Below are 11379 nucleotides of genomic sequence, written 5' to 3' on the forward strand. Positions count from 1 at the left end.
CGGTCGGGTACCGCTGATCAGGCGCTCTGGGCGTCCCTCGCGCGGGCCCTGATCGCCCGCACCACGCCGTCACGGCCCTCGGCGACCAGCCGGCGCAGCGGGCCGGGGTGCCCGTCACCGGTCAGCCACGCGTCGGTGGCCGCCACCGTGTCGTCCTCCACCAGGTACGTCGGGTACGCCAACTGGGCGAACTCCTGGGCCGGCTCGCTGTCCCGGGTGGCCCACACCTGACTGACCGCCGCGAAGTACCGCTCCCGGTACGGGGCGACCAGCTCGACCTGCGTCGGGTGGGCGAAGCCCTGCAGCAGCGCCCGGTGCCGCCAGTTGGGCAGCGCGTCCGGGCCGGTCAGCAGCGCCCACACGGCGGCCTTGTTCTCCGCGGTCGGCACCAGCGCGTGCACGTACGCGGCCTCCCGCTCGCCGCTGGCGGTGCGGTCGCCCGCGAGCTCGGACTCGATCTCGGGCGCGCCGGCCGCACCGTTGGCTACCAGAGCGCCGAGCACCGCCCACCGCAGCTCGGTGTCCACCGTCAGCCCGGCCGGCACGCCGGAGCCGTCCAGCCAGCCCCGCAGGGTGGCCAGGTCGTCGTCCGAGCGGGCCGCCGAGGCGTACGCCCGGGCCCAGGCCAGCTGGAACCCGCTGCCCGGCTCGGCGGCGGCGAGCGCGTCCTTCGCCGTGCGGGCCAGGTCGGCCCAGCCGGTCGGCGCCCAGGCCGGGTCGGCGTAGAGGGTGAGCGCGGTGGTCGCCTGCCGCAGGGTGGCGGTGACCAGGTTGATGTCGGTCTCGGCGGGCAGCCCGGTGAGCACCAGCGCCACGTAGTCGCGGGCCGCCAGCTCGGCGTCCCGGATCATGTCCCACGCCGCCGTCCAGCACAGCGCCCGGGCCAGCGACGACTCGAAGCCACCGATGTGCTGCACGACGGTGGCCATCGACCGGTCGTCGAGGCGCAGCTTGGTGTAGCTCAGGTCGTCGTCGTTGAGCAGCAGCACGTCGGCCGCCCGGACGCCGCTCAGCTCGGCGATCTCGGTCCGCTCGCCGGTCACGTCCACCTCGTGCCGCTCGCGGCGGACCAGCCGCCCGTCGGTCAGGTCGTACAGGCCCACGCCGATCCGGTGCGTTCGCAGCGTCGGGAACGCGGCCGGCGCCTCCTGCCGGACCACCACCCGCTGGTACGTGCCGTCCGCCCCGATCGTCACCTCCGGCCGCAGCGTGTTGACCTGAGCGGTCTCCAGCCACTGCGCAGCGAACTTGCGCAGCTCGCGGCCGGAGGCCGCCTCCAGCTCGGTGAGCAGGTCGTCGAAGGTGGCGTTGCCCCAGGCGTGCTTGCCGAAGTACGCCCGCAGCCCGGCCACGAACGGCTCCTCACCCACGTACGCGACGAGCTGCTTGAGCACGCTCGCGCCCTTGGCGTAGGTGATGCCGTCGAAGTTGACCTCCACCGCCTCCATGTCCGGCATCTCGGTGTAGACCGGGTGCGTGGAGGAGAGCTGGTCCTGCCGGTAGCCCCAGTTCTTCCGGATGGACAGGAACGTCGTCCACGCCTCGGTGAACCGGGTGGCGTTGGTGTTGCACCAGTGGCTGGCCCACTCGGCGAACGACTCGTTCAGCCACAGGTCGTTCCACCAGCGCATGGTCACCAGGTCGCCGAACCACATGTGGGCCAGCTCGTGCAGGATCGTGTTGGCGCGCTGCTCGTACTCGAAGTCGGTGACCTGCGAGCGGAACAGGTAGTGCGACTCGGCGTGCGTCACGCAGCCGAAGTTCTCCATCGCGCCGGCGTTGAAGTCGGGCACCCAGAGCTGGTCGTACTTCGGCAGCGGGTAGCGCACCCCGAACTTCTCGTGGAAGAAGTCGAAGCCCTGCTTGGTGATCAGGAACAGGTCGTCCGAGTCGAGGTAGGGCGCCATCGACGCCCGGCAGAACGCACCCAGGTCGATGCCGTCGTGGGTGTCGCGCACCTCGTGGTAGGGCCCGGCGCAGAGTGCCGTGATGTAGGTGCTCATCCGGGGCGACTCGGTGAAGTGCAGGGTCTTGAGCCCCTCACCCGCCGGCTCCTCCCGCTGCATCGGCATGTTGGAGACCACCCGCCAGTGCGCCGGCACGGTGGCGTGCCACGTGTACACGCTCTTCAGGTCCGGCTGGTCGAAGCAGGCGAACACCCGCTGCGCGTCGGCCGTCTCGAACTGGCTGTAGAGGTACGTCTCGCCGTCCACGGGGTCGACCGTGCGGTGCAGCCCCTGCCCGCTGTTGGAGTAGGCGAAGTCGGCGTCGACCACCAGGGTGTTGTCGCTGTCCAGACCGGACAGGGTCAGGCCCTTCTCGGCCGACCAGTCGGAGAGGTCGACCGGAGCGCCGTTCAACGTGGCGGAGCGCACCGCATCGGCGGCCACCTCGATGAACGTGCTCGCACCCGGCTCGGCACAGCGGAACCGGACCTCGGTCGTCGACCGGAACGTGCGACCGTCGGCCGCCAGTACGGCGGTCGACAGGTCCAGACTGATGTCGTACCCCGTCACGTCGAGCAGGCGGGCCCGCTCGGTCGCCTCGACCTGCGTCAGGTTGCGCACTCCCGGCACTGTTCGTCTCCATCCCACATCTCGCCGTACGCCCGGCGGCGCCCGTCCGCCGACCGCTCGCGGCGGCCGGTCCGGATCCGAGTCTTCCATGTACCGGCAGCCGGCGGTGGCCGAGGTCACGCTCCGATTCGGGTGCCGTCCGGTGCGGGCGGGGGTGAAGATTCGGGGAGACGCCGGATTGCCGGCGTCACCCTGTCGCGAAGGGACCTCACCGTGACCGAACGTGTCACCGCCGACATGTGGTTCGACCCGGCCTGCCCGTGGGCGTGGATCACGTCCCGTTGGCTGCTCGAGGTTGAGCAGGTCCGTGACGTGGACATCCGCTTCCACGTGATGAGCCTGGCCGTGCTCAACGAGGGCCGGGACGAGCTGCCCGAGGAGTACAAGACGTTCCTGAGCACCGCCTGGGGCCCGGTGCGGATCTGCATCGCCGCCGAGCAGCGGTACGGCGGCGACGTCCTGCGCCGGCTCTACACCGCCCTCGGCACCCGGATCCACCTCGGCAAGGAGGAGCGGGGCCAGGAGCTCTACGTCGCCGCGCTGACCGACGCCGGCCTGGACCCGGCGCTGGCCGCTGCCGCCGACAGCACCGACTACGACGAGGCGCTGCGGGCCAGCCACGAGGCCGGCATGCGGCCGGTCGGGCAGGACGTCGGCACCCCGGTCGTCCACGCGCCCGGCCCGGACGGCAGCCCGGTGGCGTTCTTCGGCCCGGTGATCACGCCGGCGCCGAAGGGTGAGGCGGCCGGCCGGCTCTGGGACGGCGTACTGCTGGTCGCCGGCACCCCCGGCTTCTACGAGCTCAAGCGCACCCGCGAGCAGGGCCCGATCTTCGACTGATCCACTGCCGCCCCGCGCCCCCGTTCCGGACACCGTCGGCTGTCCGGGCGGGGGCGCGTCGCGTCGGACGCCGGGTGCGCCGCCGGGAGCCGGGAACGGTGCCGGCGTCACCGCTGGGCGGGCGGCGTCGTTTCCCTCGGTGTCCGCCGCAGCGACCCGCAGGGCCGCACCCCGCAGCTCGTGGAGGCATTCCCGATGGCCAAGCACCGTGCGTCCGGTGACGATCAGCTGACCCGGCAGGGGGTGATCGAGACTCCCGGTGCGGCCTACTGGTCGGTCGACGACTCCCGCTGGCCGGCCGTCCGCCCCGATCTGCCCGCCCATCTGGTGGACCTGCTGGCCCCGCCCATCGTGGTCGGGGTGGCCCGGGTCCCGGTCACCTCCCGCCTGACCCCGCCCGGCGACACCGCACCCGTCGACTCTCCGGTGCCTCCCGCGCCGGCCGTACCGTCGGCCCCGTCCCCGTCGGCTCCCGCCCCGTCGGCTCCGGCACCGGTCGTGCCGTCGGCGGCCGCGCCGGCCGAACCCGCGCCGCCCCCGCCGGCGCCCGCCGCGCCGCGTCCGGTACCGACGCCGCCGCCGAACCCGCGACCCGTACCGGCGCCGCCGCACGAGCCGCGGCCCGTGCCGGGGCCGCCCGCGGCCCCCCGCCGCAACGCGACGACCGGGCCGGCCGCGACCGGCCGGCGGGGCAACGGCGGGCCGGCCGCTGCCGGCCGGCACCGCCGCCACAACGGCACCTCCGGCCGCGCCGGCTGACCGCCCGCCTGCTCCGGCGCTTTCATCTGGTGGACGCCGCGCGGGTCCCCGCTACCCACGACGCTGGCGCCGGTAGCGTCAGCGGGCATGACGGTCGTACATCCGATCGCCCGGGCCTGGATCACCACCGGCGGCACCGGCGCGCAGAACTACGACGAGTTCGCCGACGATGCGGAGATCACCGCGATCATCGAGGCGAACCCGCACAGTGCCCTCGGCATCGAGATGCCGCACCGGGCGCCGGAGAGCCAGGGGAAGTCGTTCCTCGACGCGCTGCCGGACGCCGTGGCCCGGCTCGCCGAGGCCAAGGCCGACGGCAGCTACACCCCCGCCGAGCAGGTGGTGGTGCTCTACCGGATCAGCGCACCGGGCGACGAGCCGGCGTACGGGCTGTTCGCGATGGTCGACACCGACCAGATCTCCACGCGGGCCGACGAGCCCGGCCTGGTGATCCGCAACGAGGACGTCTTCATCGCCAAGGTGCGTGAGCGGGTGGCGCTGGCCGAGGCGCTCGGTCACCTGCTCTCGCCCGTACTCCTGCTCCAGACCGGGCGCGGCGACGAGCTGCACGCCGCGCTCGCGGCGGCGACCGAGGCGGCCGGCGCGCCCGCCGCCACGGACACCGACCAGGCGGGGCGCACCCACGCCATCTGGCTGCTCGGCCCCGGCCCGGAGCAGGACGAGTTGACCGCCCTCGCCGGCGGCGGGGAGCTGGTCGTCGCCGACGGCAACCACCGCAGCCTGGCCGCCCAGACCGGCGGGCTGCCACGCTTCCTGGCCGTGGTGACCACGCCCGCTTCGGTGGCCATCCAGCCCTACAACCGGCTGGTCAGCGAGCTGACCACCACGCCGGACGAGCTGCTGGACCGGCTGCGCGCGGCGGGCGCCGAGGTCGAGCCGATCGACGGCCCGGTCGGGGTCCCGGCGGACGGCGGCACCGTCCACCTCCGGCTGCCCGGCCAGGGGTACGCGGTGCGCCTGCCCGGCACCGCCGACGGCCGCCTGGAAAACCTGGACCACGCCCTGGTCGAGCGGCTGCTGCTGCGCGACGCGCTGGGCCTGGACCCGGGCGACAAGCGGATCACCTACGTGGGTGGTGACTACCCGGCGAGCTGGCTCACCGGGGAGGTCGACGCCGGCCGTGCCGAGCTGGCGATCCTGATCGCGCCGGTGACCGTGGCGGACTTCGTCGCGGTGAACCTGGCCCGCGAGAAGATGCCCCGCAAGAGCACCTGGTTCACGCCGAAGGCGCGCGGCGGCCTCGTGGTCGCCGAGCTGCCCCGCTGAGCGACCGCCTTCCGCACGGCCGTGTGACGAACCCGGCTCGGGGACGCCGCCCCTGCGGCGTCCCCGCCACCGGCCTGACAGACTTCCCGGTATGCGCGTCTACCTGGGATCCGATCACGCCGGCTTCGAGTTGAAGGTGCACCTGGCCAACCACCTGGCCAAGCAGGGGTACGACGTGGTCGACGTCGGTCCGCACAGCTACGACCCGGACGACGACTACCCGACGTTCTGCCTGCACACCGGCGACCGGGTGGTGGCCGACGGCACCGGCCTCGGGGTGGTCATCGGTGGGTCCGGCAACGGTGAGCAGATCGCCGCGAACAAGGTCGCCGGGATCCGTGCCGCGCTGGCCTGGAACGTCGAGACCGCTCAGCTGGCCCGCCAGCACAACGACGCCAACGTGGTCGCGGTCGGCGCCCGCCAGCACACCCTGGACGAGGCCACCGCCATCGTCGAGGCGTTCCTGAACACGCCGTTCTCCGGCAACGAGCGGCACGCCCGCCGGATCGCCCAGGTGGCCGAGTACGAGCAGACCCGGGAGCTGCCCGACCTGCCCTGACCTGATCCGGGCGGTCAGCGCGGCGAGCGGGGCAGCTCCTCGCGGGGCACCCAGTTGCGCCGGACGACCACCACCCGGGCCTCCGCCTCGGCCAGGTCGTCGTCGGTGGGCCGGGCCCCGTCCCGGGCCCGCAGCGCGGCGCTCAGCCCCACCTGCGACGAGCCGGAGCCGACCAGCCCGCGCAGCCCACGCTCACCGTCGCGCTCGTCGTTGGCCGGGCCTCGTCGGCGGGGCGGTGGATCGGTGCCGTCGTGCACGCCGGCCGTGCTGGCCGTCGGGCCGTCGCCACCCCTCCCGGCCAGGTCGGGGTCGGGGTGGTGGCGCAGCCGCCGTCGTCGTCGGTCCGGGTCACCCATCCGCCGACCGTACCTCGCGCCGGGTGGGATTCGGCACCGGTCGTGCCGGGCCGCGTCGGACGGCCTCGGCGACCGATTTGCCGGCTGGCTACCCTCGGATCCAGGCGGCGGTGGTGTCGCCGGTCAGGGGGAGGACGAGATGGCAGACCAGACGCAGCCGTGGGCGGAGCGGACCGTGGAGGTGCCACCGCAGGCCGGCGTCGAGGTGCCGCCGCAGCGGGACGGGTTCCGCCGGGGCGTGGCTCCGGTGGGTCAGCCGCGCAGCCCACGGACCGAGCCGTTCCCGACCGTCGACCAGCACCCGACCGGCACCGGTTGGCCGGGCCAGCCGGAGCCGCGCCGGCCGCTGAGCTGGCGTCTGGCGCAGCTGCGTCGCGGCGGCGAGTGGAGCGCGGCGGCCGGGCTCTTCGCGTTCGTGTGCTGGGGGATCTGGGCGCTCTCCGGTCAGGGTGACCTGACCGGCCCGCTGCTGGTGCTGGTGCTGAGCCTGCTGGTGGCGGTTGGTCTGTTCGCGCTGGCCCGGCTGGTCGGCAGGGTGGTGCTGGAGCGGCAGCTCGGGCGGGTCCGGCGCAGCGCACGCGGCGCGCACCTGGCGACCGCGGTCTTCCTCGCCGGCCTCGGCGTGGCCTGGCTCCAGCAGACCGAGTGGGTCGTCTCCGCCTGGAACTGGATCTCGAACAACTGATCGGGTACGCCCGGGCGGGCTGCGCCAACGCCGCCCGCCCGGGCGCCCGGTCGTCTCCCCACCAGGCAAGGCCGCTGTCTACCCGGCCGGCCACGGTTCATCCGTGGCCGGCCGGTCCGACTGGTACGCCCCTGGCCACGTGGCTCCCGGGGCGCCAGTGCCACGCCCGGGAGCCGGGCGCGGCACTGGCGCGACGATCAGCCGGCGGCGGGCTGGGCGGCAGCGTAGTCGCGGGCCAAACGGACCAGCTCGACCAGGCCGCCGGCGTACTCTTGCGCCTCGCCGTGCGCCTCGTCGAACGGCGGCTGGAAGCCGACGCCCTCCCACTCGCCGGTGGTCGGGTTCCACCGGTCGTTGCCGACCTCGAAGTCCCAGGCGAAGATGCCCAACTCGTAGTAGAGCTGGTCGGCGGAGTTGCCGGCGGCGGAGTAGAGCACGTCGGCCACCGGCCCGGTCTGCGACGGCCAGGTGACCGTCCCGCGCTCCTGGGCGATGGCGCCGACGATCCGCCGGGCGCTGTCCAGGAACATCTTCGACTCGTCGATCGACGGCCGGGGCAGGGTGATCCGCCCGTCGGCCCGGTACGCCCCCGGCGGCCACATGAAGTACCCGCCGTAGGAGTGCACGTTCATCGCGAACTTGATGTTCGGGTGGGCCTGGGCGAGCGCGATCACGTTGCGGCTCTCCGTCTCGGAGAGCTCCGCAGTGCCCGCGTAGGTGCCGGAGAGGCAGTTGGCGCTGGCGCCCACGTAGCCGTCGAAGTACGACCCGACGGTGTAGTTGCGGTTGATGTCGACGCCCCACGAGTTGCGGTTCTTCGGGTCGCGGGCCGGCCCGGTGCAGTGGTTGACCAGGTTCTTGCGCTGGAAGTTGTAGTCGTTGAACGAGTAGTTCGCGCCATCCGGGTTGACGGTCGGGATGACGAAGACGTCGACCTGCTCCAGCAACTCCCGGGTGGCCGGGTCGGTGCGGGCGTTGGCCAGCATCCGCTCGGCGAACTCCAGCGTCACCAGCGGCGTGGCCCACTCGCGGGCGTGTTCCTGGGAGTACGCCAGCACCCCGACCCGGGAGCCGTCCCGGTGCACGCCGAGGCGCAGCGCCTGGACCGTCCACGGTCGCGCCGGCACCTCGGTGCCCTGGAGGCCGTCGTCGAGCCGGGCGGGGCCGGCGACCGGCATGGGCAGCCCGGCCGAGCCGTCCTCGACGGTGGCCCGGAACCGGTTCGACTGGCGCGCGTTGATCGCCGCCGCGACCTCGTCGGTGGTGCTCACCGTCTTGCCGGCGGTGTCGGTGGCGAGCGAGACCGTGAGGACGCGGTCGCGGTAGGCGACGGTCAGCGGCCGGTTCCGCCGGCCCGGGTCGACGGTCCGCACCTGCACACCGTTCATGCCCTGGTCGCCGAAGCGGACCGACTCGACCACCACGGCGGCCACCGCCGGGTCGCCCAGGTACGCGACGGCATTGCGCCGGTACCCCTGGGTCTGGTTCGGCAGGTCGATGACGTCCACCAGGTCCCGGTACTGACGAGCCAGCCGCTTGATCCGCGGATGTCCACCGGCGTCAGGTACGCGTCGATGAAGTCCTTCTGGTAGCCGTCCGGCAGCGGCGGCGGGGTGGCGTTCGGCCAGAGCGCCGGCGTGACCGCCCGGCTGACCCCGCCCAGGCTGGAGGTGGCGGTCAGCTGGACCGGCCGGTTCGGCACCGGCTGGGGGAGCGCGTAGTGGTACTGGTACTCGCCGGAGTCCTCGAACCGGGACAGCGGGAACGAACCGGTGGCGCCGTCGGCCGTCCGCCAGCTGACCGTGATCTCCACGTCCGGGTCGTCGGTGGCGGTGGTGGCCACCTGGGCCTGCAGGAACGTCTGCCCACTCGTGGTCCACCAGTACGCCTGCTGCACCTGGAGGGTGTCCACGGCCGTCGCGGCGGCGGTGCTCCGCTGGCCGGCGGCCGGCGCGCGCAGCCCGGCGGCGGTGCGCGCCTGCGCCGCGCGGACGCTCTCGGCGTAGTGCCGGTCGCCGTCCCCGGCGCGCTGCACGATCTGCACGGCGGTGGCGCCCTGCGCGGTCAGGTCGGCGAGCTGGGCGCCGGTCAGCACGAGGTCGGCGAGGATCCGCCCGTCCCGGGCCCGGGGTCGGTTGGCCAGGTCGGCGCCGGTGGCGACCAGGCGGTCGAGCTGAGCCTGATCGCGTAGCTGCACCCGGACCAGAGCGGTCTCGGTGGCGGTCAGGGTGACCGGTGTGGCCGGGGCGGCGGGTGCCGCGGAGCCCGGACCGGGATGGGACAGCACCGCGCTGACCAGGATCGCTGTGGTGGCGGCAGCTGTCCACCGTCGTCGGACGATCATGTGCCCTCCTGACGGACGTCAATGGGTCTGGTCCTTACACCAGCCCATGGATCGATACCTGTCAAGGAAAAGATCGGTAAGTGCCGCGCACGGGTGCCGCTCCGGACCGCCGAGCCGTAGCAGTGACAGGCGGGATCACAGAGAGCTGAGACGAGAGCGGCCCAGGTGCGGCGAGAACGCCGCGGACCTGGGCCGGGAACTGTGGAGCGGGCGACGGGAATCGAACCCGCACCGTCAGTTTGGAAGGACGAAGATCATCGCCGGCAAGGACCTGGTGGACCAGGTCAAGGCAGGAAGTGCGTGACCGCTCGTGCCCCCTGGTGACCGTCCGGTGAACCGGCTACTGGCACGTGCTTGGCACGGCGACGTACGCGCCACCACTGCCTTGCAAAGATCGAGCCTGCTGTCGGTCGGCGTCGGCTGCTGTGGCCGACCTGCTTGGCTCGTCGCCCCACGTCGACCTGCGGGTGCTGTAGTCGCCCGGCTTGGCTGTACGGATGGCTGTACAGCCATCGCCCGAGCGGCCAAGTTGACCTCGCGTGACAAGCTTCCCTTTGTGGAGGACGCAAACGGTCCAATGATCGCCCTCGTTGGCACTATCGCCGGTGTTGTCGGGGCAATCGCAGCGATCCTGCAGGTTCTTCAGAGCCGCAGGCGGGCAGCGGCGGAAACAGATCCTTCGGCAGCAGACGTGAAGTCCTGGCCCAGAACAGACTCCCGCGCGCATCGCGTACTATCGGATCGCTGGGAATCACTGACCAATGAACTCAGGGATGCGAACGAGGATGCGGCAGGATTATTCTGGGCGTCCCTTATTCCTGTCGTGCTTGAATTGCTTGCCTGGATAGTGCTGGTTTCAGCCAACATCAAACTCGGTACTCTCGTTGCAATAATTTGCATGGCGCTGCCGATTCTGCTCGCTGCGATCGCCGCATTCCTGTCGGCAATACAGGTGCTCGTAGCGATAGTCGAAGAGGAAATTGGTAGCGGGATACTGGCGTCTACTGCCGCCATTCTAAGCTTTATCGTAATTCTCACAAGCCTTGATATTGCTGGCGTTCTCCATCTTGAACGGCTCTGGTCCTAGCTCAGGCTTTCGGTCATCCCCTGTCAGCGACGGCCATGCGGAGCATTGCGGTTGTGGCGGCCCCCTACCATCGACCAGGTGACCCGCGATTATGCAGCCCTGCTTGCACAGGTTATCCCTGTCGTCGCTTTAGCCTTGGGGCTTGAAATCAGATCAATGGCGAGCCGCATCCGTGCCGCAAAGAAGCCCGTACGGAACTGGCGAGGCATGCTCCTGATCTATATGTGCGTAGCCCTATTCGTGCTGGCCTGTGCCGAGATACGAGTCTTGGCCGTTGTCGCTGGAGATACCTTCATTCGCTCATGGACCCTGATGCTCATCTTCGCAATCATAGTGGCATTCATGGCACCGGCATTTGATGCCCTGTCCGAGGTTCTGCCCATGAAGCGGGGCGACATTCGGCACCTCCGCGACCCCAGGAAACGGCCATTGATACTGCTCGGTTACGCGGCACTTGCTCTCACCTTGTTCGGTGTGCTAGCCGTCCTCGCCACGATCCCCTGATCCTCGCCCTGCCGTGCGCTTGTGGCGTAGGCGGCTATGGCTAGCGGATCTCCTCGTCGGGCAGGCGTAGACCGTCCAGCCTCCCCGGACGGGGACAAGGTGGAGCGCCCTACCGGACGAACGACCTTGGCCCCGTCCGGGGAGGCTGGTAGCCCTTGTGGTGCCCGACGAGGTGATCCGTGGCGGCATCTCTGAGGAGGGCCGGGGTTCGGGGCGGAGCCCCGAGGTCTTCCGAGCCCGTGACTTCCAAGCGTGGCCGGCCGGCCCGGCCGATGCCGGCCGAAGGTCGCCAGCAGGCCGGGGCCGGGCCGGCGCGGGGCGCGGGGGGGGGCCCGGGGGGCGGGAAGGGTGGTAGTTGGAGGGAGTGGGTGTTTGGTGTGTG

The 11379-nt window shown here is 71.9% G+C and carries 9 protein-coding genes and 1 pseudogene; 7 read left to right on the top strand and 3 right to left on the bottom strand.

Going from position 1 to position 11379, the window contains the following annotated elements; genetic code table 11:
- Nucleotides 1-17: 17 nt before the first annotated feature.
- Nucleotides 18-2567, bottom strand: coding sequence for an aminopeptidase N (gene pepN / locus AB0K07_RS29905; RefSeq protein WP_363760679.1), 2550 nt, complete (start codon nt 2565-2567; stop codon nt 18-20).
- Nucleotides 2568-2789: 222 nt separating this feature from the next.
- On the opposite strand from pepN, the gene AB0K07_RS29910 reads away from it, so the two are divergent.
- From AB0K07_RS29910 to AB0K07_RS29925, 4 genes are all read left to right on the top strand, one after another.
- The gene (locus AB0K07_RS29910; RefSeq protein WP_363760682.1) at nt 2790-3416 is read left to right on the top strand and encodes a disulfide bond formation protein DsbA; all 627 of its coding nucleotides are present in this window, start codon (nt 2790-2792) and stop codon (nt 3414-3416) included.
- Between the two features lie 195 nt (nt 3417-3611).
- Complete coding sequence (locus AB0K07_RS29915; RefSeq protein WP_363760685.1) at nt 3612-4175, top strand: hypothetical protein; 564 nt, start codon at nt 3612-3614, stop codon at nt 4173-4175.
- 87 nt (nt 4176-4262) lie between these two features.
- On the top strand, nt 4263-5462 hold the full coding sequence (locus AB0K07_RS29920) for a DUF1015 family protein (RefSeq protein WP_363760688.1): 1200 nt from the start codon (nt 4263-4265) through the stop codon (nt 5460-5462).
- 91 nt (nt 5463-5553) lie between these two features.
- Entirely contained in the window at nt 5554-6021 is a 468-nt protein-coding gene (locus tag AB0K07_RS29925) for a ribose-5-phosphate isomerase (RefSeq protein WP_363760691.1), read from the top strand.
- Nucleotides 6022-6035: 14 nt separating this feature from the next.
- Here AB0K07_RS29925 and AB0K07_RS29930 read toward each other — a convergent pair whose 3' ends face one another.
- Entirely contained in the window at nt 6036-6377 is a 342-nt protein-coding gene (locus tag AB0K07_RS29930; protein WP_363760693.1) for a hypothetical protein, read from the bottom strand.
- A 139-nt stretch (nt 6378-6516) separates the two neighbouring features.
- On the opposite strand from AB0K07_RS29930, the gene AB0K07_RS29935 reads away from it, so the two are divergent.
- A complete protein-coding gene (locus AB0K07_RS29935; protein WP_363760696.1) occupies nt 6517-7062 on the top strand; it encodes a hypothetical protein in 546 nt (181 codons plus the stop codon).
- Between the two features lie 197 nt (nt 7063-7259).
- Here AB0K07_RS29935 and AB0K07_RS29940 read toward each other — a convergent pair.
- Nucleotides 7260-9406: pseudogene (locus tag AB0K07_RS29940) on the bottom strand (M14 family zinc carboxypeptidase).
- A gap of 556 nt (nt 9407-9962) precedes the next feature.
- On the opposite strand from AB0K07_RS29940, the gene AB0K07_RS29945 reads away from it, so the two are divergent.
- Nucleotides 9963-10493: a hypothetical protein gene (locus tag AB0K07_RS29945; RefSeq protein WP_363760699.1), complete on the top strand. Its 531-nt coding sequence runs from the start codon at nt 9963-9965 to the stop codon at nt 10491-10493.
- 78 nt (nt 10494-10571) lie between these two features.
- On the top strand, nt 10572-10997 hold the full coding sequence (locus AB0K07_RS29950) for a hypothetical protein (RefSeq protein ID WP_363760702.1): 426 nt from the start codon (nt 10572-10574) through the stop codon (nt 10995-10997).
- The last annotated feature ends 382 nt before the right edge of the window (nt 10998-11379 follow it).

The organism is Micromonospora sp. NPDC049301 (assembly GCF_040678715.1).
GTDB lineage: Bacteria > Actinomycetota > Actinomycetes > Mycobacteriales > Micromonosporaceae > Micromonospora.

Bases quoted from the DNA above. Each gene is read 5' to 3' on its own strand.
- AB0K07_RS29915 (WP_363760685.1), top strand. From the start codon at position 3,612: ATGGCCAAGCACCGTGCGTCCGGTGACGATCAGCTGACCCGGCAGGGG.
- AB0K07_RS29920 (WP_363760688.1), top strand. From the start codon at position 4,263: ATGACGGTCGTACATCCGATCGCCCGGGCCTGGATCACCACCGGCGGC.
- AB0K07_RS29925 (WP_363760691.1), top strand. From the start codon at position 5,554: ATGCGCGTCTACCTGGGATCCGATCACGCCGGCTTCGAGTTGAAGGTG.
- AB0K07_RS29930 (WP_363760693.1), bottom strand. From the start codon at position 6,377: ATGGGTGACCCGGACCGACGACGACGGCGGCTGCGCCACCACCCCGAC.
- AB0K07_RS29935 (WP_363760696.1), top strand. From the start codon at position 6,517: ATGGCAGACCAGACGCAGCCGTGGGCGGAGCGGACCGTGGAGGTGCCA.